28 protein-coding genes are annotated in these 26227 nt (G+C 64.9%); 20 read left to right on the forward strand and 8 right to left on the reverse strand.

Going from position 1 to position 26227, the window contains the following annotated elements:
* The first annotated feature begins 12 nt into the window (after positions 1 to 12).
* On the forward strand, positions 13 to 243 hold the full coding sequence (locus EO99_RS0101760; protein WP_029616928.1) for a hypothetical protein: 231 nt from the start codon (positions 13 to 15) through the stop codon (positions 241 to 243).
* A 123-nt stretch (positions 244 to 366) separates the two neighbouring features.
* On the opposite strand, the gene mnmD is transcribed toward EO99_RS0101760, so the two are convergent.
* Positions 367 to 1071: a tRNA (5-methylaminomethyl-2-thiouridine)(34)-methyltransferase MnmD gene (mnmD, locus tag EO99_RS0101770; RefSeq protein WP_051679650.1), complete on the reverse strand. Its 705-nt coding sequence runs from the start codon at positions 1069 to 1071 to the stop codon at positions 367 to 369.
* On the opposite strand from mnmD, the gene EO99_RS0101775 reads away from it, so the two are divergent.
* The 14 genes from EO99_RS0101775 to arcC all read left to right on the forward strand — a co-directional run bounded on the left by EO99_RS0101775 (position 1070) and on the right by arcC (position 12425).
* A complete protein-coding gene (locus EO99_RS0101775) occupies positions 1070 to 2257 on the forward strand; it encodes an NAD(P)/FAD-dependent oxidoreductase (protein ID WP_029616930.1) in 1188 nt (395 codons plus the stop codon). The two genes, mnmD and EO99_RS0101775, sit on opposite strands and share 2 nt — an antisense overlap.
* A gap of 81 nt (positions 2258 to 2338) precedes the next feature.
* Positions 2339 to 3265 carry an allantoinase PuuE gene (puuE, locus tag EO99_RS0101780; protein ID WP_029616931.1) on the forward strand — a complete coding sequence of 309 codons (927 nt, stop codon included), beginning with the start codon at positions 2339 to 2341 and terminating at the stop codon, positions 3263 to 3265.
* Positions 3262 to 3759, forward strand: a complete 498-nt coding sequence (gene uraD, locus EO99_RS0101785; protein ID WP_029616932.1) for a 2-oxo-4-hydroxy-4-carboxy-5-ureidoimidazoline decarboxylase — start codon at positions 3262 to 3264, stop codon at positions 3757 to 3759. The genes puuE and uraD overlap by 4 nt, the downstream gene beginning before the upstream one ends.
* Positions 3760 to 3823: 64 nt before the next feature.
* Entirely contained in the window at positions 3824 to 4117 is a 294-nt protein-coding gene (locus EO99_RS0101790; protein WP_029616933.1) for a nucleotidyltransferase family protein, read from the forward strand.
* On the forward strand, positions 4114 to 4473 hold the full coding sequence (locus tag EO99_RS0101795; RefSeq protein ID WP_029616934.1) for a HepT-like ribonuclease domain-containing protein: 360 nt from the start codon (positions 4114 to 4116) through the stop codon (positions 4471 to 4473). Before EO99_RS0101790 ends, EO99_RS0101795 begins: the two co-directional genes overlap by 4 nt.
* A gap of 2 nt (positions 4474 to 4475) precedes the next feature.
* The gene (locus EO99_RS0101800; RefSeq protein WP_029616935.1) at positions 4476 to 4970 is read left to right on the forward strand and encodes an ureidoglycolate lyase; all 495 of its coding nucleotides are present in this window, start codon (positions 4476 to 4478) and stop codon (positions 4968 to 4970) included.
* The gene (gene uraH, locus EO99_RS0101805; protein ID WP_029616936.1) at positions 4967 to 5323 is read left to right on the forward strand and encodes a hydroxyisourate hydrolase; all 357 of its coding nucleotides are present in this window, start codon (positions 4967 to 4969) and stop codon (positions 5321 to 5323) included. The genes EO99_RS0101800 and uraH overlap by 4 nt, the downstream gene beginning before the upstream one ends.
* Before the next feature lie 78 nt (positions 5324 to 5401).
* A complete protein-coding gene (locus EO99_RS26190; RefSeq protein WP_051679651.1) occupies positions 5402 to 6184 on the forward strand; it encodes a hypothetical protein in 783 nt (260 codons plus the stop codon).
* A gap of 90 nt (positions 6185 to 6274) precedes the next feature.
* Positions 6275 to 6652 carry a DUF1622 domain-containing protein gene (locus tag EO99_RS0101815; protein WP_029616938.1) on the forward strand — a complete coding sequence of 126 codons (378 nt, stop codon included), beginning with the start codon at positions 6275 to 6277 and terminating at the stop codon, positions 6650 to 6652.
* A 157-nt stretch (positions 6653 to 6809) separates the two neighbouring features.
* The gene (locus EO99_RS0101820) at positions 6810 to 7355 is read left to right on the forward strand and encodes an iron transporter (RefSeq protein WP_029616939.1); all 546 of its coding nucleotides are present in this window, start codon (positions 6810 to 6812) and stop codon (positions 7353 to 7355) included.
* 407 nt (positions 7356 to 7762) lie between these two features.
* Positions 7763 to 9232 carry an arginine-ornithine antiporter gene (gene arcD, locus EO99_RS0101825; protein WP_051679652.1) on the forward strand — a complete coding sequence of 490 codons (1470 nt, stop codon included), beginning with the start codon at positions 7763 to 7765 and terminating at the stop codon, positions 9230 to 9232.
* Between the two features lie 33 nt (positions 9233 to 9265).
* Positions 9266 to 10489: an arginine deiminase gene (locus tag EO99_RS0101830; RefSeq protein ID WP_029616941.1), complete on the forward strand. Its 1224-nt coding sequence runs from the start codon at positions 9266 to 9268 to the stop codon at positions 10487 to 10489.
* Between the two features lie 17 nt (positions 10490 to 10506).
* Positions 10507 to 11508, forward strand: coding sequence for an ornithine carbamoyltransferase (locus EO99_RS0101835; protein ID WP_029616942.1), 1002 nt, complete (start codon positions 10507 to 10509; stop codon positions 11506 to 11508).
* 2 nt (positions 11509 to 11510) lie between these two features.
* The gene (gene arcC / locus EO99_RS0101840; protein ID WP_029616943.1) at positions 11511 to 12425 is read left to right on the forward strand and encodes a carbamate kinase; all 915 of its coding nucleotides are present in this window, start codon (positions 11511 to 11513) and stop codon (positions 12423 to 12425) included.
* A gap of 215 nt (positions 12426 to 12640) precedes the next feature.
* On the opposite strand, the gene EO99_RS0101845 is transcribed toward arcC, so the two are convergent.
* On the reverse strand, positions 12641 to 13786 hold the full coding sequence (locus EO99_RS0101845) for an alpha-hydroxy acid oxidase (protein WP_029616944.1): 1146 nt from the start codon (positions 13784 to 13786) through the stop codon (positions 12641 to 12643).
* 176 nt (positions 13787 to 13962) lie between these two features.
* On the opposite strand from EO99_RS0101845, the gene EO99_RS0101850 reads away from it, so the two are divergent.
* Together EO99_RS0101850 and EO99_RS0101855 are read left to right on the forward strand one after the other, a co-directional pair.
* Positions 13963 to 14208, forward strand: coding sequence for a type II toxin-antitoxin system Phd/YefM family antitoxin (locus EO99_RS0101850; RefSeq protein WP_029616945.1), 246 nt, complete (start codon positions 13963 to 13965; stop codon positions 14206 to 14208).
* Entirely contained in the window at positions 14198 to 14479 is a 282-nt protein-coding gene (locus EO99_RS0101855; RefSeq protein ID WP_029616946.1) for a type II toxin-antitoxin system RelE family toxin, read from the forward strand. Before EO99_RS0101850 ends, EO99_RS0101855 begins: the two co-directional genes overlap by 11 nt.
* 41 nt (positions 14480 to 14520) lie before the next feature.
* On the opposite strand, the gene guaD is transcribed toward EO99_RS0101855, so the two are convergent.
* Entirely contained in the window at positions 14521 to 15828 is a 1308-nt protein-coding gene (gene guaD, locus EO99_RS0101860) for a guanine deaminase (protein WP_029616947.1), read from the reverse strand.
* A complete protein-coding gene (gene puuD, locus EO99_RS0101865) occupies positions 15825 to 17054 on the reverse strand; it encodes a urate hydroxylase PuuD (RefSeq protein WP_029616948.1) in 1230 nt (409 codons plus the stop codon). The genes guaD and puuD overlap by 4 nt, the downstream gene beginning before the upstream one ends.
* A 285-nt stretch (positions 17055 to 17339) precedes the next feature.
* On the opposite strand from puuD, the gene EO99_RS0101870 reads away from it, so the two are divergent.
* The gene (locus tag EO99_RS0101870) at positions 17340 to 17687 is read left to right on the forward strand and encodes a hypothetical protein (protein ID WP_029616949.1); all 348 of its coding nucleotides are present in this window, start codon (positions 17340 to 17342) and stop codon (positions 17685 to 17687) included.
* Positions 17688 to 17722: 35 nt separating this feature from the next.
* Here EO99_RS0101870 and EO99_RS0101875 read toward each other — a convergent pair whose 3' ends face one another.
* Positions 17723 to 18619: a LysR substrate-binding domain-containing protein gene (locus EO99_RS0101875; protein WP_235776732.1), complete on the reverse strand. Its 897-nt coding sequence runs from the start codon at positions 18617 to 18619 to the stop codon at positions 17723 to 17725.
* 322 nt (positions 18620 to 18941) lie between these two features.
* On the reverse strand, positions 18942 to 19763 hold the full coding sequence (gene xdhC / locus EO99_RS0101885; RefSeq protein ID WP_029616952.1) for a xanthine dehydrogenase accessory protein XdhC: 822 nt from the start codon (positions 19761 to 19763) through the stop codon (positions 18942 to 18944).
* Positions 19764 to 19887: 124 nt separating this feature from the next.
* Between xdhC and EO99_RS0101890 the strand changes: the two genes are divergently transcribed.
* Together EO99_RS0101890 and EO99_RS0101895 are read left to right on the forward strand one after the other, a co-directional pair.
* Complete coding sequence (locus EO99_RS0101890) at positions 19888 to 20814, forward strand: hypothetical protein (RefSeq protein WP_029616953.1); 927 nt, start codon at positions 19888 to 19890, stop codon at positions 20812 to 20814.
* Positions 20815 to 20922: 108 nt separating this feature from the next.
* Positions 20923 to 22122 (forward strand): GAF domain-containing sensor histidine kinase, encoded by a 1200-nt coding sequence (locus tag EO99_RS0101895; RefSeq protein ID WP_029616954.1) that lies wholly within the window; start codon positions 20923 to 20925, stop codon positions 22120 to 22122.
* Between the two features lies 1 nt (position 22123).
* Here EO99_RS0101895 and xdhB read toward each other — a convergent pair whose 3' ends face one another.
* Together xdhB and xdhA are read right to left on the reverse strand one after the other, a co-directional pair.
* Positions 22124 to 24460 carry a xanthine dehydrogenase molybdopterin binding subunit gene (gene xdhB / locus EO99_RS0101900; RefSeq protein ID WP_029616955.1) on the reverse strand — a complete coding sequence of 779 codons (2337 nt, stop codon included), beginning with the start codon at positions 24458 to 24460 and terminating at the stop codon, positions 22124 to 22126.
* A gap of 262 nt (positions 24461 to 24722) precedes the next feature.
* On the reverse strand, positions 24723 to 26195 hold the full coding sequence (xdhA, locus tag EO99_RS0101910; RefSeq protein ID WP_029616957.1) for a xanthine dehydrogenase small subunit: 1473 nt from the start codon (positions 26193 to 26195) through the stop codon (positions 24723 to 24725).
* Positions 26196 to 26227: the final 32 nt, after the last annotated feature.

Below are 26227 nucleotides of genomic sequence, written 5' to 3' on the forward strand. Positions count from 1 at the left end.
CGAGCGAGCGCCATGAGCGCGATCCACAACGAGCGCACGAAGCTGACTGCCAACTGGCTGAACGCCATGGCGTCAGGCGTCATTATCACCGGGGTGGTGGCCCCCTCGATCGCAGTGCTTTTTCAGTTCAGCATCGGGATAGGCTTTAGTCCGCTGCTGCTGACTGCTGCCAGCTGTGTTTGGCTTTCCTGCGGAATTGCACTACATTTGCTGGCAAGAAAAGTTCTTGGGAGGCTGCTGTGAGCTGGTTCACGATCTATGCCCTCTTCGGCATGCCACTTGTCGCCTTGGCGATCGGCGCGGGCGTCTACTATTTTACCGCGCCCGGTCGTCGCCATCCCATGCACCCGGGCGAATAGCGGCCTTCTACTTTCTGCCGCACAACATTTCGCGCTTGCCGGCAAAGCCCGGCCGGCGTTCCACGGCAAATCCTGCCGCCTGCAGGTTGCGCCGCACGAAGCCAGCTGCCGCATAGGTGGCGAAGCTGCCGCCGGGAAGGGTACTGTCGAAGATCGCCTGCATCAGGTCCGGCGACCACATGTCGGGGTTGCGCGAGGGGGCGAAACCGTCGAGGAACCAGGCGTCGAAACCGGCGGGCTCTGCCGTCACGCCGTCCAGCGCCGGACCGACGACGACGGTGAGCCGCGTCTGCGCGTCCGCCACGATCTCCACGCGACCCTGCGGATGCGCGGGCCAGGCAGCGACGAGCGCCGTCCGTTCCTCGGTAATCTCCGGCCATTGCGACAGGGCGCGGCCGATCTCCTCGGCGGCCATCGGATAGAGCTCGAAGGAGGTGAAATGCAGCTGCGCGCCCGGTTGCCGCACGAGCTTCCACTGCCGCCAGGTCTCGCAGAAGTTCAGCCCGGTGCCGAAGCCCAGTTCGCCGATCCGGAATTGCGACGTATCATGCCACCGCTCCGGCAGGCCGTTGCCGGCCAGGAAGACATGGCCGCACTCGAGCCGACCGTCGTTGCGGCAATAAAAATGGTCGCCAAACTGGGGCGAGTAGGGCATATCGCCCTCGTGCCACTCGAGGCTCCCGCCATCACTCTCGGAAATATCGTTGTTCATGACCACAGCCGATAGTCCCGCCGGCCGGGCCGGTCAATCGCTTCCGTCGTCACCGGATCTCGTCATCCTCGGTGGCGGCATCATGGGGCTGTGGGCAGCGCTCAAGGCGGACCGGCTCGGCATCCCGACGCTGCTGCTGGACGCCGGGACGCTGGCAAGCGGCGCCTCCGGCGGCCTCCTCGGCGCGCTGATGGCGCATGTGCCGGATCGCTGGTCGGAGAAGAAGCAGTTCCAGTTTACCGCGCTCGTTTCGCTCGAAACCGAGATCGCCCGCCTGGAATCCGAAACAGGCCTCTCCAGCGGCTATCGCCGCTCCGGCCGGCTGATCCCGCTGCCGAAGCCGCATTTGCGCGACATCGCGCTGCGCCATCAGCAGGATGCCAGGGAGAACTGGGCGTCCGCCGGACATGATTTCGCCTGGGACGTGCTCGAGCCTGACGCCGTTCCGGCGCTCGATCCCGCCTTCACCGGTGCCGGGGTGATCCACGAGACGCTCGCCGGGCGGGTGTCGCCGCGCGCCCTGATGGCGGTGCTGGCCGCACGGCTGCGAGCATCGCCCACCGTCCGGATCGTCGAGGGCGTGCCGGCACGGCGCATCGACGCGGCAGAGAACCGCGTGGTGCTCGCGGACGGCACAACGATCGCCTTCGGCCACTGCATCGTCGCGGCGGGGCCGTCGTCCTTTCCGCTTCTGGATGAGCTCGGCGGTGGCGCTCCCCGGTCGCTCGGGCGCCCGGTGAAGGGACAGGCGGCGCTTTTGAAGGCGGACATCGATCCGGCGCATCCGATCGTCTTCCTCAACGGCCTCTATGTCGTGCCCCATGACGACGGGCTGGTGGCGATCGGCAGCACCAGCGAGGAGGAGTTCGACGCGCCGTTCGCGACCGACGCCAAGCTCGACGACCTTCTGGAGCGGGCGCGGCAGCTGGTCCCGGCGTTGCGGCAGGCGGAGGTGGTCGAGCGCTGGGCAGGCTTGCGCCCCAAGGCGATCGGCCGCGATCCGATGGTCGGGCCGCATCTCGGCCATCCGTCGATCATTGCGCTCACCGGCGGCTTCAAGGTGAGCTTCGGCATCGCCCACCGGCTGGCCGATGCGGCCCTTTGCGCCATGGCAGGTCAGGCGATGGAGGTGCCGGAGGCCTTCACCTTCGAAAGCCATCTGCGGCTTGCCGCACAGCCCGACTGATCACCGCAGGTATCGATGTTTCCGTCTCGACAGCGGCGGGAGGGCTGGCTACCGTCGCGGCATGTTTGGCAAGGTGATTTGATGTCCCAAAACGATTACCCCCGCAATCTCGTCGGCTACGGCCGCACGCCTCCCGATCCGAAATGGCCGGGCGGCGCCCATGTCGCCGTACAGTTCGTGATCAACTATGAGGAGGGTGGCGAGAGTTGCATTCTCGACGGCGACGCGGCTTCGGAGAACCTGCTGTCGGAGATCGTCGGCGCGGCGGCCTGGCCGGGTCAGCGCAACCTCAACATGGAATCGATCTACGAATATGGCTCGCGCGCCGGCTTCTGGCGGCTGTGGCGGCTGTTCACCGATCTGAAGGTGCAGACGACCGTCTATGGCGTGACGCGCGCCATGGCCCGCAACCCGGACGCCGTCGCGGCGATGAAGGAAGCCGGCTGGGAGATCGCCAGCCACGGCTATCGCTGGCTGGAATACAAGGACTTTTCGCTCGAGAAGGAGCGCGAGCACATCCGCGAAGCCGTCCGGCTGCACACGGAGCTGACCGGCGAGCGCCCCTACGGCATGTACCAGGGCAAGCCGTCGGACAATACGCTGCGCCTCGTGATGGAGGAGGGCGGCTTCCTCTATTCCTCCGACAGCTATGCCGACGATCTGCCCTATTGGGTGCCTGGGCTCGACGGCAAGCCGTTCCTGATCATCCCCTATACGCTGGAGACGAACGACATGCGGTTCGCCACGCCGCAGGGCTTCAACTCCGGCGACCAGTTCTTCACCTACCTCAAGGATGCCTTCGATGTCCTCTACCAGGAGGGCCAGGAGGGAGCGCCGAAGATGATGTCGGTGGGGCTGCACTGCCGCCTCGTCGGCCGTCCCGGCCGCGCCGCCGCCCTTCGCCGCTTCGTCGAATATGTGCTCTCCCACGACAAGGTGTGGATCCCGCAGCGGATCGAGATCGCCCGCCACTGGCACGAACACCATACGCCGGGAGACGCCGCATGACCGCCCGCGAGGACTTTGTAGCCCGCTTCGGCGGCGTCTTCGAGCATTCGCCCTTCATCGCCGAACGGGCCTATGACGCGGGCCTGCTCTTCGTGCCGCTGACGGCGAACGGCGTGCACCAGGCGCTGGTCTCGATCTTCCGCAAGGCCTCGCCGGACGAGCGGCTCGGCGTGTTGCGCGCCCATCCGGATCTCGCCGGCCGACTGGCGATCGCCGGTGGGCTGACGGAGGACAGCCGCAACGAGCAGGCAGGTGCCGGGCTCGACCGGCTGACGGCGGCAGAGCACGCCCGGTTCACCGCGCTCAATGACGCCTATACCGACAAATTCGGCTTCCCCTTCATCATCGCCGTCCGGGGCCTCGACAAGACCGACATCCTCGCGGCCTTCGAGGAGCGCATCCACAACAGCCCCGCGGCGGAGTTCGAGACGGCGACGGCGCAGGTGGAGCGCATCGCCGCGCTGCGGCTTGCGACGCTGCTGCCGGAGGGATGAGTCAGCATGTTCTTTCCAGCCTGTCTCCGATCGCCTATATTCCGGCATCAGGAGTGATTTCGCCATGAGACCGTCCGAAATTTTGGAGCAGAACAGGCAGGCGATCCGTGAAGCGACTGAGCGCTTCAATGCGGCCAACCCGCGCGTCTTCGGGTCCGTTGCACGCGGGGAGGACACGGATGGCAGCGATCTAGATATTCTTGTCGATGCATTGCCCGGCTCCACCCTCTTTTCGCTCGGCGGACTACATTCGGAGCTCTCGACGATCATGAAGGATGTGAGGGTTGATCTCCTGACTCCGGGCGAATTGCCCGAGAGCATCCGTAGTCGCGTCCTTGCTGAATCGAAGGCCATATGAGCGATCGGCTTCAGCTTTATCTTGAACAGATGGAGCACGCCGCGCAGAAGGCATGTCGGTTCACGGCCGGAATGGACTATGAAACCTTTCTCGAGGACTCTCGCACTCAGCATGCGGTGGGGATGACGCTGATCATCCTCGGGGAGGCGGTGATGCGCCTTGATCGCGACTATCCGGCGATGCTTCTCGATCACCCGGAGATCGAATGGCAGCACATCATCGGCATGCGTAACCGCACGGCTCACGGATACCTCGCCCTCGACATGAAGATCATCTGGGAAACGACGCAAACCTCGCTCCCGCAGTTTCTGGATCGTCTTCACGCGCTCACCCATTGGCGCCCGCAAGGCGAATGATCATGCCGCAGCCTCTCGTCGTCCATCCCCTCAGCCGGGAAGCCTTCGCATCCTTCGGTGACGTCATCGAAGCCGATCCGGCGACCATGCGGCTGATCAACGGCGGCACCACCGAGCGCTTCCACCGGCTGTCGGTTGCCGAGGCCGACGGCGAGGGCGTCATCATCAGCCTGTTTCGCGGCCAGCCGCGGCGCTTTCCCTACGAGATCGGCATGATGGAGCGGCATCCGTTCGGCAGCCAGAGCTTTTCGCCGCTCTCCGGGCGGCCGTTCCTCGTCGCCGTCTCGGAGGATGCCGGCGGCCGTCCCGGCGAACCCCGGGTGTTCCTCGCCAGCGGAAGCCAGGGGGTGAACTACCGCCGCAACGTCTGGCATCATCCCCTGATGGTGCTCGATACCGTCAGCGATTTCCTCGTCGTCGACCGCGACCGGCCGGAGACCAATCTGGAGGAATTCGTCTTCGACCAGCCCTATCTCATTTCGGAGCCCCACCCATGACCGGCCTCACCACCCATGTCCTCGACACCGCTCGCGGCCTTCCCGCCGAAGGACTGGCGATCGATCTCTACCGGCTCTCCGGCGAGAGCCGCGAGAAGCTGAAGACGGTGACGACGAATTCGGATGGCCGCGTCGACGGCGGGCCGATGCTCGCCGGTGAGACGTTCCAAGCCGGCGACTACGAACTCGTCTTCCACGCGGGCGACTACCTGCGCCGGACCGGGCAGACGCTGCCCGAGCCCGCCTTCCTCGACATCATCCCGATCCGCTTCGGCATCGCCGACACGACGGCGCACTACCATGTGCCGCTCCTGCTTTCCCCCTTCGGCTATTCGACCTACAGGGGAAGCTGAGGCCGCAGAGACGTATCCGGAAACCTTTCGGAAACCATCATCACCCCATACTTCGCCGCGAGTCGACAAGAGGGTGAAATGGCCGGTCCCAGACGAAAGACAGCCCGCAAGGGAAGCGGACGCAAGAAGCGCGCCTCCGCCAATGGTCGCGGCTCGACCTGGTTCTGGAGCGCGGCGCTCGTTGTCCTCGTCGGCACCATTGCCGCCTATGACAATTCGGCGGCGGTCCGCCGGTTCGCGGGCGATTTCCTGAAGCAGGCACCCGAGACGCATGCGGCCAAACCGGCCTCGACGAAGGCGCCGCAGCAGAAGACTGTCGCATCGCGTCCCGTCCCTGTTCCGCCAAAAGCAGTCCCCGAGACGAGGCAGAGGCCTGTCACCAAGCCGCGCGACGAGATGCAGACAGCAGCCATTACCCCACCTGCGCCGATCGGCAAGCCGGATGCGGCAAGACCCGCGGGCGTCGTTCCGGCAGCCGTCCGGCCCGATGCGCCGGTGGCGCCAGATGGCCGTTATCAGGCGAAGTTCTATCTCTGCGGCACCGCCAAGCAGGATGACTGCGTCATCGCCGCCGACAGCTTCATGTTCCACGGCCAGAAGATCCGGCTCGCCGGCATCGAGGTGCCGGACATGGACAAGCCGCGCTGCGAAGCCGAGCGCATCAAGGGCAGCGACGCCGAACTGCGCGTGCGCGCCTTCCTAGATTCAGGCCCCTTCGACCTGGTGGCCGCCGGTGCCGACGACGCCGACAGCCGCGGCCAGAAGATCCGCGCCGTCATGCGCAACGGCATTTCCCTCTCCGACATCCTGGTGCGCGAGGGACTGGCGAGGAAGCCGGGGGCCAAAGGCGGCTGGTGCTAGCGGCCACGCGTCCATGGCTCCATGGCCCGCTGCAGGAATGCAACTTCATGCGTCCAGGCGCAGTTTCACCTGCTTGAAAGGGGATGTCGAATGGACGCCATGTTTGCCCAGCTTCTGCATGTCACCACCCGCGCCATCGAAGTGGCGGGCGTGGCGGTCATCGTCGTCGGTATCTTCTTTGCCGCTTTCAACTTCGTGAAACACAGAGCGCGCAAGGGCGCCTACCACGAACTGCGGGCCACCCTCGGTCGGGCCATCCTGCTGGGGCTGGAACTCTTGGTGGCGGCCGATATCATCAATACGGTGGCGATCGAGCCGACGCTGGACAGCCTCGCCGTCCTGGCCGGGATCGTGCTGGTCCGAACCTTCCTCAGCCTCTCGCTCGAGGTGGAAATCACCGGTCGGTGGCCGTGGCAGTCATCCAACCGGTCGGCGGGGCACGCGGTCGATCAGCCGCACCATGATTGATGTCGGACCCCTGATCGACACGGGCAAGGATCGCGATCGGGACCTGTGGCGTGTGCCGTTTCGGATGCCGACGAGCGGCAGGAGGAAACTTTTCGGGCTCTCCGCTCTTAAGGAGGTGAGGAGCAAAGCTGCACCCTGTGGCTCGAAAGGAACCGAAATGCGCAAACCACCCGAAAAAGTAAGCGATGAAGCCGACCGCCATCAGATCGACATGGCGAAGAAGGAGGGGGCTGCCTACCACGCCTCCCTGAAATACATGGCCGAGGACGTGGCCGACAGCGGCGGGATGACCCGCGCCGGCGACTATATCGTGGCCTATGCGCAGGAGCGCGCGGAAGGCATGTATTCCCTGAAGGGGGAAGGGGAGCTTGTCTGGGATGAGCCGACCGACGAAAACTGCCATCTGGAAATCTCGGTGAGCGACGCCGGCGACCAGCGCTTCATCCCCTATCTGGACATCACCGCAACCCTGACGCCGAAGGACGGCAAGGCCGTCGGCCCCTTCGAGGTGCCGTTCGTCTGGCACCCCGGCCTTTATCATTACGGCACGAACATCAAGGTGCCCGGGGACGGCATCTACCGGCTCGACGTCACGATCAAGCCGCCGACGTTCATGCGCCACGACGAGGTCAACGGCAAGCGCTACGCCGAGACGGTCGACGTCACCTTCGACGCCGTGGAGATCAAGACTGGCCGGGAGTGAGGATGAGGGGCTGTGAAATGAGACGATTGCTTCCGGGGCGCAGGATTCTGTGCCTGCAATCGTCGGTGGTTCCGCGCCCATGCTCTTGATGAGAGCAAGGCTCAGGGAATGATGAAGCATCACGAACGGTAAGCCGGCCTTCAGATTCCTCCGAGAGTAAGGTCGCAAAACGGCAAACAGATCCGGCCGTCTCGCTCCTGGATCAATGGATTGCGGGACGCCAGGTCCTGTACCCGTGCGTTGACACCAGATCGCTTGCGATTTTTGATGTGCATCAACGTCCGCTCTTGGCAGGACGACTACGATTACCTTCTTCGCATTGACGGGGGCAGCGCATCGAGCGCTGGGCCTCCATGCGCTTGATGCGCCCGGTCATGCCGGGGTTCTTCAACTGAAGGAATGCCAAGATGGTTACCGCAAGCGTTGCAGCTCCCACCACTGCTGTCGAAAAGGCAACCGGCAAGCTTGGCCTTGTGCCGCTTGTGGCTCTTGTCGTTGGCTCGATGATCGGCGGTGGCGTGTTCAGCCTGCCGCAGAACATGGCCAAGGGGGCTTCTCCGGGGGCTGTCATCATCGGCTGGCTGATCACCGGCATCGGCATGCTCGCGCTGGCCTTCGTCTACCAGGGATTGTCCACCCGCAAACCGGCGCTCGATGCCGGCCCCTATGCCTATGCCCGCGCCGGCTTCGGCGATTTCGTCGGCTTCAACAGCGCCTGGGGATACTGGCTGAGCGCCTGGCTTGGAAACGTCTCCTATGTGGTCTTGATCTTCGGTGCCCTGAGCTATTTCTATCCCGGCTTCGGGGCCGAGGGAAACACGACGCAGGCGATCATCGGTGCCTCGGTCGTGCTCTGGGCGACCCATGCGCTGATCCTGATGGGCATCCGCCAGGCTGCGATCTTCAACGTCGTGACGACGATTGCCAAGCTGGCGCCCATCGGGCTCTTCATCATCATTGTCCTGCTCGCCTTCAATCTCCCCAAGTTCAATTTCGACCTGTGGGGCTTTGGGACTCCCGATCTCGGCAGCGTCATGGCGCAGGTCAAGAGCACGATGCTGGTAACCCTTTGGGTCTTCATCGGCATCGAGGGTGCGAGCGTCGTCTCCGGTCGCGCCGCCAAGCGATCCGACATCGGCCGTGCGACGATCATCGGCTTCGTCGTGGCGCTCACCGCCTATCTGCTCGTATCGCTTCTGTCCTTCGGCGTCATGACGCAGTCGGAGCTTGCCGCTCTGCCGGCGGCGGCCTCGATGGCGAATGTTCTTGAACAGGTGGTTGGGCCCTGGGGCTCGGTGGTGGTGCGGATCGGACTTGTCGTCTCCGTCGCTGGCGCCTTCTTGAGCTGGACGCTGTTTGCCGCCGAAATCCCGTACCGCGCGGCGCGCGAAGGCATTCTTCCGGATGTATTCGCGATCGAAAACAAGAATGGCGCCCCGGCCGGAGCGCTGTGGATCACCAATATCCTGGTCCAGATCTTCCTGATCGTCACCTTCTACGCGAACTCGACCTATCTCGCGCTTTTCTATATCGCCTCGACGGCCATCCTCGTGCCCTATGTCCTGTCCGGCGCCTATGCGCTGAAACTCGCCGTCACCGGCGAGGGCTATGGGGCCGGCGAGGGACGGGGGCGCGACATCTTCACCGGGGCGCTCGCCACGGTCTACGGCGTCTGGCTCATCTATGCGGCCGGTCCGAACTACCTGTTCATGTGCGCGCTTTTGTACGTCGTCGGGGTTCCCGTCTACTGGTGGGCCCGGCATGCGCGCGGCGAAAAGGCCTTCTCCGGCATCGAGGCGCTCATCGGAGCGGGCATCGTGATCGCGGCCGTCTTGGCCGGCTATCTGATGTGGACCGGCGCGATCAGCGCCCTCTAACAGCACCGAATAGGAACCATCACGATGAATCCAATGCCCGAACTTGGCGTCCATTCCGAAACCGGAAAGCTGCGGCAGGTGATCGTCTGCCGCCCCGGGCTCGCTCATCGCCGCCTCACGCCATCCAATCGCGAGGAACTGCTGTTCGACGACGTCTTCTGGGTCAAGCAGGCGCAGAAGGACCATGATGTCTTTTCAGCGCTGATGCGCGACGAGGGCGTCGAGGTGCTGGATGTCAACGTGTTGCTCGCCGAGACCCTGGATCGAAAGGACGGTCGCGCCTGGGTGCTGGATCATCGCATCAACGCCAATCAGGTCGGCGTCGGCATGATGGAGGAGCTGCGGGCCTGGATGGACGAACTGCCCGGTGCGCAGCTGGCCGAATATCTGCTCGGCGGGCTTGCGGCGGATGATCTGCCCTTCAAGCCGGCCGGCCTGTTCGGCAGCTATCTTGGCCATCACGGGCTGATCCTGCCGCCATTGCCCAACGCGCTCTTCACCCGCGACAACTCGGCCTGGATCTATGGCGGGGTGACGGTCAACCCGATGTATTGGCCTGCCCGCCGCCCGGAAACCCTGCTCAACACCGCCATCTACAAGTTCCATCCAAAGTTTGCCGGCAAGGTCGACATCCACTGGGGCGACCCGACCCAGGAGCATGGGCTTGCAACGCTGGAGGGTGGCGACGTGATGCCGGTGGGCAATCGCACGGTGCTGGTCGGCATGGGGGAGCGATCGTCGCCGCAAGGGATCGGACAGCTGGCGGCGTCACTCTTTGCCAAGGGCGTCGTCGATCGCGTCCTTGCATTCCGCATTCCGAAGTCGCGTGCCGCCATGCATCTGGACACGGTGTTCACCCTGTGCGGCGACGATGTGGTGACGACCTTCAAAGAGGTCGCCGATGAACTCGTCTGCTATGACATACGGCCGGGCGACGGCAAGGCTCCGCTGTCATTCCGCCATGATCCGCGCCCGATCTTCGACATCGTGGCGGAGGTTCTCGGCTACAAGAAACTTCAGATCGTGCCCACGGGCGGCAATACCGACGAAGAGCGTGCCCGCGAGCAGTGGAACGACGGCAACAACGTGCTGGCGTTACGTCCCGGCGTGGTGGTCGGATACGACCGCAACGACGATACCAATGCCGCATTGAAGGCCATCGGTGTTGAGGTCCTGGCTATTCCAGGCGCCGAACTCGGCCGCGGTCGCGGCGGCGGACATTGCATGAGCTGCCCGACCATCCGCGACGCCATCTGACCTCAAGGACATTCAAAATGGCTTTCAACCTGAAAAACCGCAGCTTCCTCACGCTTCGCGACTACACGCCGCGGGAAATCGGCTTCCTGCTGAAGCTTGCCGCCGATCTCAAAACCGCCAAATATGCGGGAACCGAGGTCGCCAGACTTCAGGGCAAGGATATCGCCCTGATCTTCGAGAAGGATTCGACGCGCACCCGCGTCGGCTTCGAGGTGGCAGCCTATGACCAGGGTGCGCGGGTCACCTATCTGGGACCAAGCGGCAGCCATATCGGCCACAAGGAATCGGTGAAGGATACCGCCCGGGTTCTGGGGCGGATCTACGATGCGATCGAATATCGCGGCTTCGGACAGGCGATCGTCGAGGAACTGGCAAAATACTCCGGCGTGCCGGTCTATAACGGCCTGACGGACGAGTTTCACCCGACACAGATTCTTGCCGATTTTCTGACGATGCAGGAGCATGTCGAAAAGCCATTGCACCAGGTCTCCTATGTCTTCATCGGCGACGCCGGGAACAACATGGGCGACAGCCTGCTGATCGGCGGCGCCAAGATGGGCATGGATGTGCGGCTTTGCGCGCCAGAAGCGTGCTGGCCTTCGCGCGAGATCCAGGAAGAAGCCCGGGCGGTCGCCACCGAGACCGGCGCCCGGATCATGATCACCGAGGACATCGATACCGCGGTCAAAGACGTCGATTTCGTCTATACCGACGTCTGGGTCTCGATGGGGGAGCCGAAGGAGAAATGGGCCGAACGGATCAAGCTGCTCACGCCCTACCAGGTCAACGCCGCGCTGATGGCCAAGACGGGCAATCCGCGCGTGCGCTTCATGCATTGCCTTCCGGCCTTCCACAATACGCAGACGAGCGTCGGCGCGGATATCGAGGCCGAGTTCGGCCTGGATGCAATGGAAGTGACGGAGGAGGTCTTCGAGAGCCCTGCATCCATCGTGTTCGATCAGGCCGAGAACCGGATGCACACGATCAAGGCGGTGCTCGTCGCGACCCTGGGAGCTTGAGAATGCTGGTGGTCGCGGCGCTGGGTGGGAACGCCCTGTTGAGACGGGGCGAGCCGCTGACGGCCGGGGCACAGCGTGAAAACGTGCGCGTGGCAGCCAGGTCGCTGGCTGCCATAGTCCGCGCGGGTCACCGTCTGGTCGTCACCCATGGGAACGGCCCGCAGGTCGGCCTTCTTGCCTTGCAGGGAGCCGCCTACAAACCGGACGAGGCCTATCCGCTCGACGTGCTCGGCGCGGAAACCGAGGGCATGATCGGCTACATGATCGAGCAGGAGCTCGAAAATGCGCTGGACCATGCGCATCCTGTCGCAACGCTGCTGACCCAGGTTGTGGTGGACCGGCGTGACCCGGCCTTCGAAAAGCCGAGCAAGTTCGTCGGACCGGTCTATGAACGCTCCGAAGCGGAGACGCGGGCAAAAGCCGCGGGGTGGAGCATTGCCGCCGATGGCGACAAGTGGCGCCGGGTCGTGGCGTCGCCCAAGCCCGTGGAGATCCCGGACTTCAAGACAATCAAGCTCCTGTTGGATCACGGTGTCATCGTCGTCTGCACCGGCGGCGGGGGTATTCCAGTGGTGCGCTGCGACGACGGCAGCCTGACCGGGATTGAAGCCGTGATCGACAAGGATGCCGCCAGCGCCCTGCTGGCACGCCAGCTGGGCGCCGACGCACTCTTGTTGCTGACCGATATCGATGCGGTCTATCGCGATTTTGGCAGGGAAGGGGCAACATCAGTCCCGCTCCTGACGACGAAAGAAGCGCGCACTTTCGCTGCGCCCGCGGGGTCGATGGGGCCGAAGGTTGTTGCCGGTGCTGATTTTGCCGACGCCGGCGGCTTCACCGGGATAGGCCGACTTGAGGATGCAATCGCCATTCTGGACGGAAGTGCCGGGACACGGATCTCCAGATCCCTGGAGTGAGGCGAATTGGCGTCACCGGCGGGATGGATCCTCGCGCCATTATGCGACCGGGCTGGCCGGGGCACTCGAGGCGGTCATTGATGACGCCAATGCGGTCGCTTCACGGTTGACCCCGCGTCTTCTTTTCAGCGGCCGCGGGGTGAAGGCCGCACCTGCTCACCCCGTGGTCCTTAAGACCTGTTCCGTGACTTTGCCGAGCAGCATCTTTTCAGCAATCAGAACCGCACGTCCGCCAGCACGCTGCGGTCGACCGCCTGGATGTCGCGCTTGCCGCAGAGCGCCATGGTGATGTCCAGCTCCCTTCGGATGATCTCCAGAGCAGCCGTCACCCCAGGCTTGCCCATGGCGCCGAGGCCGTAGAGGTAGGGGCGGCCGATGTAGGTGCCGCGGGCGCCGAGCGCCACGGCCTTCAGCACGTCCTGGCCAGAGCGGATGCCGCCGTCGAAGTGGACTTCGATGCGGTCGCCGACGGCGTCGACGATCTTCGACAGCATGCTGATCGACGACATGGCGCCGTCGAGCTGGCGGCCGCCGTGGTTGGAGACGATGATGGCGTCGGCGCCGGTCTCGGCGGCGGAGCGGGCGTCTTCCTCGTCGAGGATGCCCTTCAGGATCAGCTTGCCGCCCCAGCGTTCCTTGATCCAGGCGACGTCCTTCCAGGACAGCTGCGGATCGAACTGCTCCGCCGTCCAGGAGGAGAGCGAGGAGAGGTCGGAGACATTCTTGGCGTGGCCGACGATATTGCCGAAGCCGCGACGCTTGGTGCGCAGCATGTCCATGCACCAGAAGGGCTTGGTCGCCAGCTGGATGCCGTGGTGGATCGTCCACTTCGGCGGGGCCGAGAGCCCGTTGCGCAGGTCCTTGTGGCGCTGGCCGAGGATCTGCAGGTCGAGCGTCAGCACCAGCGCCGAGCATTTGGCCGCCTTGGCGCGGTCGATCAGGTTCGCGACGAACTCGCGGTCCTTCATCACGTAGAGCTGGAACCAGAAGGGCTTCGAGGTCACCGAGGCGACGTCCTCGATCGAGCAGATCGACATCGTCGACAGCGTGAAGGGGACGCCGAATTCTTCCGCCGCCTTGGCCGCCAGCATCTCGCCGTCGGGATGCTGCATGCCGCAGAGCCCGGTCGGCGCCAGTGCCACCGGCATCGAGGCCTCCTGGCCGACCATGGTCGTCGCCAGCGAGCGGTTCGTCATGTCCACCAGCACCCGCTGGCGCAGCTTGACCTTGGCGAAGTCCTCCTCGTTGGCGCGGTAGGTGCCCTCCGTCCAGGCGCCGCTGTCGGCATAGTCGAAGAACATCTTCGGCACCCGGCGGCGGGCGCGCGTCTTCAGGTCGGCAATGGTCAGCGGCTTGGACATGGTGTGATCTTCCTCCCGTATGTTGTCAGACAACTAGCAACAATGGCGGCGCGGGTGAATATCTTTCCGCGCTTGCCCGACGGTTTTTCGACGCTATCGGTTCCTTGGCTGCTGTGTTATCAGTACCTAAATCGATGCCAAATTCAGATCTGTTTCATTTGATGAGGGAACCCGAGATGCAGCGCGTGGAAGCCGATGTCGCCGTTAGCGTTTCGGATCTGAAGAAAAATCCCACCGCGATCGTGGATCGCGCCGGCGGGGGAACGGTTGCGGTTCTCAACCACAATCGCGTCATGGCCTATATGGTGCCTGCCGCCACCTACGAAGCGCTGATCGATGCTCTGGACGATCAGGCGCTGGTGGAGGTAGCCAAGGCGCGGGCGGAGGAGAAGGGCGTCCCGGTTTCTCTCGATGACCTATAGCCTCGAGTTTCTGCCCTCTGCGCAAAAGGAGTGGGAGAAGCTCGGGGCCACGCTCCGCAGTCAGTTCAAGAAGAAGCTTGGGGAGCGCCTTTCCCATCCGCGTGTCGCCGCCGATGCCCTGGGTGGCATGCCGGACCACTACAAGATCAAGCTGCGCTCCGCCGGCTACCGGCTGGTCTATCGGGTCGAGGACGAACGGATCACCGTCGTCGTCGTGGCGGTCGGACGGCGGGAGGGATCGGACGTCTACAAGGCCGCCCAGAAGCGCTGATCAGCGCCGCTGGGTGCAGAACGCCAGTAGGGAGCGGCCTGTTACAGCCCACCCTTCACCGCCTTGCCCCCCACATAGGTCTCCGCCACCGCCCGATCATCGCCCATGGTCTGCAGCAGGAACAGCTCCTCCGGCAGCGTCGTGACGGTTTCCATGCGCAGCGCCATGGCCGGGGTCGCCGCGGCGTTCAGCACCACCAGGTCGGCGTCCGTGCCGACCTCCAGCGTGCCGATCCTGTCGACGAGCGACAGCGCCTCGGCATTGCCGCGGGTCATCAGGTGGAAGCTGTCGAGCGGGTTCAGCCTTTCGCCCAGGATCTGCTGGATCTTGTAGGCCTCGTCCATGGTGCGCAGCATGGAATAGCTCGAGCCGCCGCCGATGTCGGTGGCGACACCCACGCGGACGGGCTTTTCCCGGCGGCGGATGGCGTTCAGCGGAAACAGGCCGGAGCCGATGAAGAGGTTGGAGGTCGGGCAGTGGACCGCCACCGAGCCCGTCTCGCTGAGCACGTCCGCCTCGCGGTCGGAGAGGTGGATGGCATGGCCGAGCAGCGTCTTTTTGCCCAGCAGCCCGTAATGGGCATAGATGTCGGTATAGTCCTTCGCCTTCGGATAGAGCTCGCAGGTGAAGGCGATCTCGTCGAGGTTCTCCGACAGATGCGTCTGGATGTGGAGGTCGGGAAATTCCGTCGCCAGCGCCTGCGCCGCCTGCATCTGCTCCGGCGTCGAGGTGATGGCGAAGCGCGGCGTGATGGCGACGTGGCAGCGGCCCTTGCCGTGCCAGTCGGCGATCACCGCGCGGGTTTCGTCATAGGCCATCTGCGGTGTGTCGAGCAGCCCCTGCGGGGCATTGCGGTCCATCATCACCTTGCCGCCGACCATGCACATGCCGCGCGTCATGGCTTCGGTGAAATAGGCGTCCGCGGAGGTCTTGTGGACGGAGCAATAGGCCGCCGCCGTGGTCGTCCCGTGGCGCAGCAGCTCGTCATAGAACCGGCCGGCGATCCGTGTCGCATGATCGCTATCGACGAAGCGCAGTTCCTCGTGGAAGGTATAGGTGTTCAGCCACTCCAGGAGGCTGCCGGCATAGGATGCGATCACCTGCATCTGCGGGAAATGCAGATGCGTGTCGATCAGGCCGGGCAGGATCAGATGCGGCCGGTGGTCGATCTCGGCCACATCGTCCGGCGCCTGCGCCTTGACCTCGGCGTAGTCGCCGACGGCGGCAATGATGCCGTCCTCCACCAGCAGGCCACCGTCATGTTCGTAGCGGTAGCTTGCGGTGTCGGTCAGCGACAGCGGCGCCCGCTTGAAGGTCAGCAGGCGGCCGCGGATCAGGGTCTTCGTCATTCGGATAATGCACTTTCATACCAGGCGGTCAGGAGCTCCCGCTCCTCTACCGAAATTTCGGTGATGTTGCCCGGCGGCATGGCGTGGCTGCGGCCGGCCTGGATGTAGATCTCGCGGGCGTGGACGGCAATCTCGCGATCGGTCTCGAGCTTCACCGCCTTCGGCGGGAAGGGCACGCCCTCCCAGACGGGCTCGGCCGCATGGCACATGGAACAGCGCGACAGGACGACGTCGCGGGCGGCCTCGAAATGGACGTTCTCGGCAAATTTCTGCTGCACGGAAGAGAGTGCAGCATCCTCGGGCTCACCGGTCAGGACCTTCGGCACCGTCGACAGCCACATGATGGCGATGAAGATCAGCACGGTCGCAAGCCAGGTCCAGGTGGGGCGACCCTTGCGGGCGTGGGTGGTGTTGAACCAGTGCCGGATCGTCACCCCCATCAGGAAGACGAGCGCGGCGATCACCCAGTTGAAATGGGTAGCAAACGCCAGCGGATAGTGGTTCGACAGCATGAAGAAGATGACGGGCAGGGTCAGGTAGTTGTTGTGCAGCGAGCGCTGCTTGGCGATGACGCCGTATTTCGGGTCGGGCGTGCGTCCGGCTATCAGGTCGGCGACGACGATCTTCTGGTTCGGGATGATGATGAAAAAGACGTTGGCGGACATGATCGTCGCGGTAAAGGCGCCGAGATGCAGGAAGGCGGCGCGGCCGGTGAAGACCTGCGTATAGCCCCAGCCCATGACGACCAGAACGACGTAGAGGACCGCCATCAGGCCCCAGGTGTTTTTGCCGACCGGCGACTTGCAGAGCTGGTCGTAGATCACCCAGCCGACCGCCAGCGAGGCGACCGAGATGGCGATCGCCTGCCACTGGCTGAGCGCCATGACGTGGGTGTCGATCAGGAAGAGGTCCGCGCCGCCGTAGTAGACGATCGCCAGCATCAGGAAGCCGGAGAGCCAGGTGGCATAGCTTTCCCATTTGAACCAGGTCAGGTGCTCGGGCATCTGCGCCGGCGCCACCAGGTACTTCTGGATATGGTAGAAGCCGCCGCCGTGCACCTGCCACTCCTCGCCATAGGCACCGGCGGGCAGATGCGGCCGCTTCACCAGCCCGAGATCGAGCGCGATGAAGTAGAAGGACGAGCCGATCCAGGCGATCGCGGTGATCACATGCAGCCAGCGTGCCGCAAACGACAGCCATTCCCATGCGACGGCATATTCATACATTTCAGAACCCCTCTGGAGACCTTCCCTCCGACTCGGCACATTGCGAAAAAATGACGGGTGAGGGAAGGGGTGGCAGAGCTGCAGATAAATGTTCCCGCGCGGGAACTTCCAGGCCTGCTGTCTGGTTGACGGCACGGCGCCGCAGGGAACCCGTTTCAGCTGCCGACGCAACGACCGGAAAGAGCGCGTGCGCCTTTCCGATGACAGTGCATGTCGACCGGTGGTGGAGGTTGGCGGGGCTTGCCGGTTGGTGATCGTTCATCATCATCAACGGAGAATGAGCAGATGCGCAGCATGCCGATAACTGCATTGATTGCCTACGCCATGACAGTGCCGGCGCTGCCGGCGGCAGCCCATGATACGGAGACAGGCTGGCAGTACGACCAGTTCTGCTGCAATGGCGATCGCCACAGCGGCGATTGCCAGATGATCTCGACGAAGAATGTCAGGATCACCAAGGGCGGCTACGAGATCCTGTTGGGGCCTGGAGATCACCGGATGGTGACACGTCCGCACCGGTTCAGCCTGCCGCAAGGCGAGGCCCGCCGGTCCCGGGATGCGGAATACCACCTCTGCCTCTATCCGACGGAAGATACGCTGCGCTGCTTCTATGCGCCCGACATGGCGTTCTAGGCGCAAGTCCAGCAGGTGGCCGGAGTCTCGCCGGACTACTCAGGGATCGGCGGCAGCATTTTGTGCATGAAGTCTCTGAACGCCCTGATCTTGCGGGAGTTGCGCCGCGCTTCCGGGTAGACGAGATAGTAGTCGGTGCCGTCGTTGGCCGTCAGGTCGAAGGGTTGCACCAGCCGGCCGAGCGCGACGTCGTCGGCGTAGAATTCCGGCATCAGGATCGCGACCCCGTTGCCGGCAATCGCGGCGGCGGCCTCGAAGGCCTGCACGCCGAAGCGGCTGGCAGGCCGCCCAGCAAGATCGGCGTCCGGCAGGCCGGCGGCCTCGAACCACATCCGCCACCAGGGATCGTTCGGGTCGATGATGCGAAGCCTGAGGAGATCGGCGGGTGTCTCGATCCCGCCGATCGTTTCGGCCAACTGCGGGCTCAGCATCGGCGTGAAGTGGCTCCTCATGAGAAGGTGGGCCTTCAGACCCGGCCAGACGCCCTTGCCGGAGCGGATCGCCAGGTCCGCCTCGGTCTTGGTGAAGTCGATCACCTCCTGCGAGGTCTCCAGGCGCACGGCAATGCCGGGGTTCTCGAGCTGGAACGTGCCGAGGTGGCGCGCCAGCCAGCGGGAGGCGAAGGTCGCCGTCGAGTGGATGGTCAGCGTCCCCTCCGATGTGTCCTTCAGCCCGGTCACGGCGTTCTGCAGGATCGAAAAGGCCTCCGTGACCTTTGGCGCCAGCCGCAGGCCGGCATCGGTGAGGCTGACCTGTCGGGGCTGGCGCAGGAAGAGCTGTTCGCCCAGCGTGTCCTCCAGCAGCTTGATCTGGTAGCTGACCGCCGTCTGCGTCAGGCCCAGCTCCGTGCCGGCCCTCGTGAAGCTCATGTGGCGGGCGGCGGCCTCGAACACGCGCATTGCGTTGAGCGGAAAGTGCCGGGACATCTTCATGCATGAGCTCTCTTGATCCATGCAGGCGATCATTCGATTGGATGCCGCCTGCAGCGGGGCGCATCTTAAACCCACGATCATCAAATGGAAGTGGGTCAGATCATGTCGGTATCGTTTGTATCACTGGCGCAAAGGCGGAGATCAGCGTTTTCTCCGTCCTTGCTGCAGAAGCTTGTTGGTGTCTTTGGCGCCGGGCGGCGACGCAACAACAGGATTGATCCCGATCACATGCCGGATGAGCTGCAAAGGGACATCGGCCTGCTCGACGGTCGCGGACAAAACGGGGACACATCGCGCGACAGCGCCTGGCGCGCTGCCATGCTCACCTATCCGCCGCGGGCTCTCTGAGTTTGCTCCCCAGCACCGTCAGCAGTTCGGCCGCCACCAGGGCGGCGATCACCGCCGGGCGCTTGTCGCGGACCGCCGTGCCGCCGATCGGCAGCACGAGCCGGTCGATGAGGCCGCCGTCGTCGCCCTCGCGCTTCAGCCAACTCGCGAAGGTCGCCCGTTTCGTCGCCGAGCCGATCATGCCGACATAGGGGAGATCGGGTCGGACCAGTGCCTCGCGGGCGATCAGAAAGTCGAGCGCGTGGTCGTGGGTGAGGATGACCACCGCACCGCCTGCCGGAATGTCCGCCACCATGGCTTCCGGCATGGCCACCTGCCGCGCCGCCACGCCGTCCGGCACGTCCAGAAGCGCCTCGGCCCGTGTTTCGACCACCGTCACTGCCAGGGGCAGGGGCGCGAGCGCCCGGGCCAGCGCCAGACCCACGTGGCCGGCGCCGAAGAGGAATACGGATGGGTTCTGTTCGGCCTCCTGGCTCAGTCGCTCGCCAAGACTGCGGGCGATCTCAGGAGTCACGAGGGAGAAGGAGAGCCGCGTGCGCCCGCCGCAGCACTGGCCGATCTCCGGACCGAGCGGGATGTCCATCTCGGTCTCTCCGCCGCCCGCCAGCAAGGCGCGGGCATTGTCGATCGCCATGAACTCGAACTGGCCGCCGCCGATCGTGCCCCAGATGGCCTTGTCCGCCACCAGCATCACCGTGCCCCGGTCGCGGGGCGTTGAGCCGCGCGCCTCGTCGATCGCGACGAGAATCGCTTGCGGGTGGGCGGCAAGGAAGGCGGGGAGGGTAAGGTCTGGCATGGTGATGGCACTCTAGCATCTTCCGCAACCCGCTGCACCGGGTCAGCAGCCATCGGCAACAGGCTTTGCGCCACGCTCTGCCGGTTATGCTAAGGTCGCCCGACTACGCACAGGGAATGTCTGGATGAACAGGTTTACACGCTCGATCGCCTGGATCGTGGTCGCGGTCCTTGCCGCGGCGATCTTTGTCGTCAACCCGCTCTCGGAGACCGCCACCCGCTTCGCCCGCGAGGTGACGATCGGCACCGGCGCCCTCTACGGCACGCTGCGGGTCGCCAATTCGGTGATGAGCGTCGCCAAGGACGCCGATGTCTCGGGCGGTGTGGGGCTCGCCTCGGTCACGGCAAGCCCGGGGCAGCTGCTGCAGCCGGTCACCAATACCATCGACCGCATGGCCGACCTCCTCTTCTACCTGGCGATCGCCTCCGGCATCCTGTCGGTCGTGCTCGCGCCCGTCGCCAAGGTGACCGCCGCCTGCCTTGCGGTGCTTGCCATCCTGCAGGCGCTCTTCGTGCTGGCGGCAAGACGGCCGCCGCCGTTCGCCGAACGGCTCAGCCAGTCGGCGCTGGTGGTCTGCCTGATCGGAACGGTCGTGCTGCCGGCCTCTTATGCCGCCGCCTTCCATGCGGGCGAGGCGATCACCGACGAGGCCTGGCAAAGTGCGACCGCCGTCTTCCAGCGGATGGATTCCGATTACGAGACCACAGCGGTCCGCGAGCAGGTCGAGGCCCTGCACGAATTGCCGCCGGCAGACGGAGAGGCCGCGCCCATGCCGCCTGCGGAGGAGGGACTTCTCGATCGGCTCGGCTCCGCCGTCGATGCGTCACGCTCGGCGCTGGCCGGGACGCTGGATGCGGCGTCAGGGCTCGCGGGGACGGTGACGGGCGGATTGTCGGCCAATGCCCGCATCATCACCGATGGGGTCGCCATTTCCGCCGATCTCTTCACCGCCTCGATCGGCATCGCGGTTGCCTATCTGGTGAAGCTTCTCGTCCTGCCGCTGATGATCTTTGCCGCCGGGCTCTACCTGCTGCGGGCGGCCGTTCGCTAGTGCAGCACCCGATCTTGGAATTCGGGACAACTGCGCTAATTGCTGCTGCGACAAGCGGCGGCCGTCGGCGCCGCGGAAAATGACGTACCAATGTTCGATTTCCCATAGATGGCTCACGACGTGCAGGACGAAGTACAAGCGATGCAGGGCGTTCCTGCAATCCCGACGATACTGGAGGTCGTCTGCCAGACGGCCGGAATGGGATTCGCCGCGGTGGCCCGGGTCACCGAAGACAGGTGGATCGCCTGCCAGGTCCGCGACAACATCGGTTTCGGCCTTGGGCCCGGCAGCGAGCTCGAGGTCGAAACGACACTCTGCAATGAGGTGCGTAAATACCGCGATGTGATCGTCATCGACAATGTTGCCGAAGATCCCGTCTATAGCAGTCACCACACGCCGAAACTCTATGGCCTGCAGAGCTATATCTCGGTGCCCATCCTCCTCCCGGACGGCCGGTTCTTCGGAACGCTCTGCGCCATCGGTTCCAAACCCGCCAACTCCAGCAATCCGCAGACGCTCGCGACGATCAAGCTGTTTGCCGACCTGATCGGCTTCCAGTTCGACGCCGCGGAAAAACTCAACTCGGCGCGCGCCAGCCTGCTGGGTGAGCAGGCGGCCTCGGAACTGCGCGAGCAGTTCATCGCCGTGCTCGGGCACGACCTGCGCAACCCGGTGGCGTCGCTCGGCGGCGGTATCAGCGTCCTGCAGCGCGAGCCCCAGAGCGAGAAGTCGATGCGGGTTCTGCACATGATGCGCGGCAGCGTGTTGCGCATGTCGGTCCTGATCGACAACGTCATGGATTTTGCCCGCGGCCGGCTCGGTGGCGGCATCGCGCTCCAGAAGGACTACGAGGCGCCGCTTGGCCCCACCCTCGACCAGGTGATTTCAGAGATCCAGTCCGGGCACCCGGAGCGGCGCATCGAGGCGGACTACCGGCTCTCGGACGCGGTCGGCGTCGACCACCAGCGGATCGCGCAGATGTTTTCCAACTTGCTCGGCAATGCCATCACCCATGGGTCGGTCGAGCATCCGATCCACGTCCATGCCTCCGTCACGGATGGCGAGCTGCATCTGTCGGTGGCCAATGCAGGCGCGCCAATCCCGAAGGAAGCGCTGCAGAAGCTGTTCCAGCCGTTCAAGCGCGGCGACGGCGGGTCGAGCATGCAGGGGCTGGGCCTCGGCCTCTATATCGCCTCGCAGATCGCCGAGGCACATGGCGGCAGCCTCGCCGTCAATTCCGACGAGAGCGAAACCCGCTTCACCTTCCGGATGCCGGTCGCCGCCGGTGACGAACCGGTTGTCCGGTAGCCTATAGATCCTTCATCCGCTCCACCGCCATCAGCACCCGCTCGGGCGTGGCCGGCGCGTCGAGGCGCGGGCAGACGCGGTAGTCGGCGACACTCGCCACCGCCATCGAGATCGCCTCGAGCACCGAGATCGCCAGCATGAAGGGCGGCTCGCCGACCGCCTTGGAGCGGCCGATGGTGGGTTCGGCATTCTGCGACCATTCCGCCAGCTTCACGTTGAAGATCTTCGGCCGGTCGGAGGCGAGCGGGATCTTGTAGGTAGAAGGGGCGTGGGTTCTGAGCCGGCCCTTGTCGTCCCACCACAGTTCCTCGGTGGTCAGCCAGCCCATGCCCTGCACGAAGCCGCCCTCGATCTGGCCGATGTCGATCGCCGGGTTCAAGGACTTGCCGACGTCGTGGAGGATATCGGTGCGGTCCACCAGATATTCTCCTGTCAGCGTGTCGATCGAGACCTCCGACACGGCCGCACCATAGGCGTAGTAGTAGAAGGGCCGGCCGCGGCCTGCCTCGCGGTCCCAGTGGATGTCGGGGGTCTTGTAGAAGCCGGCCGCCGAGAGCTGCACGCGGTCGTAGTAGGCCGCCCGCACCAGCGTGTCGAACGGTACGATGTCTTTTCCGACCCGTACCTGGTTCGGCAGGAATTCCACCTCGTCGCGGGCCACCTCGAACTGGCGCATCGCGAAATCGATGAGCCGCTCCTTGATCTGGCGGGCGGCATCATAGGCCGCCATGCCGTTCAGGTCGGAGCCGGAGGAGGCGGCGGTCGCCGAGGTGTTGGGCACCTTCTCGGTCGTCGTGGCGGTGATCTTCACCCGCTCGATGTCGACGTTGAAGGCATCGGCCACCACCTGCGCCACCTTGACGTAGAGCCCCTGGCCCATCTCGGTGCCACCGTGGTTGAGGTGGATCGAGCCGTCCTGGTAGATGTGGACCAGCGCGCCGGCCTGGTTGTAGGCGGTCATGGTGAAGGAGATGCCGAATTTCACCGGCGTCAGGGCGATGCCCTTGCGGATCACCGGGCTCTCCTCGTTGAACGCCAGGATCGCCTGGCGCCGCGCCTGATAGTCGCTCGACGCCTCCAGTTCCTCGACGATGCGGGCGATGACGTTGTCCTCGACCTCCTGGTGATAGGGGGTGAGCGTGCGGCCAGACCCCTGGTGTCCGTAGAAGTTCAGCTTGCGGATCTCGAGCGGATCCTTGCCCACCGCATAGGCGATCTCCTCGATGATCCGCTCGGCGCCGAGCATGCCCTGCGGGCCGCCGAAACCGCGGAAGGCGGTGTTGGAGACGGTGTGCGTCTTCAGCGGCTGCGATGTCAGATGGACGTGCGGATAGAAGTAGCTGGAATCCGCATGAAAGAGGGCGCGGTCGGTGACCGGGCCGGAGAGATCGGCGCAGTAGCCGCAGCGCGCCGCATAGGTGCTGTCGACCGCATGGATGCGGCCATCCTCGTCGAAGGCGACGTCGTAGTCGACGCGGAAATCATGTCGCTTGCCGGTGACACTCATGTCCTCGTCGCGGTCGGGCCGGAACTTGACGGCGCGGCCGAGCTTCTTGGCCGCCACGGCGGCGAGCGCCGCGAACTGATTGCCCTGCGTTTCCTTGCCGCCGAAGCCGCCGCCCATGCGGCGGATGTTGACGGTGACGGCATTGTTGGCGACGCCCAGCACATGCGCCACCATGTGCTGCACCTCGCTCGGATGCTGGGTCGAGGACCAGACGGTGACATCATCGTCCTCGCCGGGAATCGCGAGGGCGATATGGCTTTCGAGGTAGAAATGCTCCTGACCGCCGATCACCATGCGGCCCTGCAGCCGGTGCGGCGCCTTGTCGATCTCCGTGTCCGGCGCGCCCCGCGTCAGCGTCATCGGCTGCACCACGAGCGGCGCGCCGTTTTCGATCGCGCCGTCGATGTCGGTCCAATGCGGCAGGTCGCGGTATTCGACCCGGGCAAGGCGCGCGGCACGGCGGGCCTGGTCGCGGGTTTCGGCAATTACCGCAAAGATCGGCTGGCCGTGGAACTGGACCTCCTTCTCCGCCAGCAACGGCTCGTCGTGGCGGCCGGTAGAGGCGACGTCGTTGAAGCCGGGAATATCCTCTGCGGTGATCACCCAGGCGACCCCGGCGGCGGCCCGCACGGCGTCGAGGTCGAGCGACAGGATCTGCGCATGCGCCCGGTCGGCCATGCCAAGTGCTGCGTGCAGCGTATCTGCCGGCTCGCGGATGTCGTCGATGTATTCGGCGGTGCCGGTGACGTGCTTGTGGGCGGAGTCATGGCGCAGCGAGACATGCATCGCGCCGGTGATGGTCGGTTTCTGTTCGAAGGTGGAGTTGTCCATCAGCGGGTTCCTCCGGGCGTGGCGGCATGTCGATCTCCCCCCTTGTGGGGGAGATGCCCGGCAGGGCAGAGGGGGGTGAAGCTCTCGGCATTTTCTTTTGTCACGGTATTCGCCGCACCGTCGCCACCCCCCTCTGTCACCTTCGGTGACATCTCCCCCTCAAGGGGGGAGATCCAGAAGGCGTAGCCACGAGTCCTCTCCCCCCTTGTGGGGGAGATGGCTGGCAGGCCAGAGGTGGTCTTTTCCACCTGAGTCACCATCATCACACCTCCTCCAGCTCGAAGCGCCGCAGTTCCACCGGCGCGCCCGCCGTTTCCAGAAACACGCGGGTCAGCAGGTTCTTCGCCGTCAGCATCCGGTATTCGGCCGTCGCCCGCCAGTCGGTGAGCGGCTGGTAGTCGTCCTCGAAGAGGTCGCGGACGGCGGCGACGAGGCCCCAGCTCCAGACCTGGCCGGCCAGCGCGTCTTCCACGTGGCGGGCGCGCTTGGGCGTTGCCGCCATGCCGCCGAAGGCGATGCGGGCGTCCTCGACGCGGCCCTCGGCATCGAGCACCAGATGAAAGGCGCCGCAGAGCGCCGAAATATCCTCGTCGCGCCGCTTGGAGATCTTGTGGACGGCGAAATAGGCGTCGTCGCGCAGCCGCGGCACGAAGATCTTCTCGACGAATTCGCCGGCCATCCGGTCCTGCTTGCCGTAGGCGCGGAAATAGTCCTCGAGCGGCATCGTGCGCGTGCCGCTGTGGGAGCGCAGCGTCAGCGTGGCGCCGAGCGCAATCAGCGGCGGCGGCATGTCGCCGATCGGCGAACCGTTGGCGATATTGCCGCCGATGGTGCCCATGTTGCGCACCTGGCCGCCGCCCAGACGGTCGAGGAGCTTTGCCATGGGCGGCAGTTCTTCCGAGAGCGTCTCGAGCGCCTGGGTGTAGGTGACGCCGGCGCCGATGGTGATGCCCCGGTCGTCGACCGTCACCGACTGCAGCTCCGTCAGGTGGCCGATGAAGACGATGGGGTCGAGGAGGCGCATCTGCTTCGTAACCCAGAGGCCGACGTCGGTGGAGCCGGCCACGATGGTCGCCTTCGGCTCGTCCGCGATGATGTCGGCGAAGGCGGCCATCGAGGCGGGCACGATCGAGCGGGCGCCGTCCTTGGTGACGACAATGGTGTCCGGATGGGCGCGGATGTCCCACAGCCTTGCGGCGATCTCGGTGCGGTCGCGCTCGAGCGGGTCGAAGAGCGAACTCGGGCGTTCCGCGCCCACCTGTTCGGCGGCCTTGATGATCGGCTCGTAGCCGGTGCAGCGACAGAGGTTGCCCTGCAGCGCGCTTTCGATCTCGGCGCGCGACGGCGCATCGTTGGAGAGCCACAGGCCGTAGAGCGACATCACGAAGCCCGGCGTGCAGAAGCCGCATTGCGATCCGTGCTGGTCGACCATGGCCTGCTGTACCGGATGCAGCGTGCCGTCCCTGGCGGCCAGATGCTCCACCGTCACCACATGGGTGCCGTGCAGCGAGCCGAGGAAGCGGATGCAGGCGTTCACCGTCTCGTAGCGCAGCAGGCCCTCGACCAGACGGCCGACGAGCACGGTGCAGGCGCCGCAGTCACCCTCGGCGCAGCCTTCCTTGGTGCCGGTCAGCCGGCGCTTCAGGCGCAGGTAATCGAGGAGCGTCTCGGTCGGGCCGAAGCCGCCGAGCGAGATCTCCTCGCCGTTGAGGATGAAGCGGATTGCGTCTGTCATGCTGTCAATTCTCTTTCGGGCCGTCTGTTCTC

This window comes from Pseudorhizobium marinum (assembly GCF_000705355.1).
Lineage (GTDB): Bacteria > Pseudomonadota > Alphaproteobacteria > Rhizobiales > Rhizobiaceae > Neorhizobium > Neorhizobium pelagicum.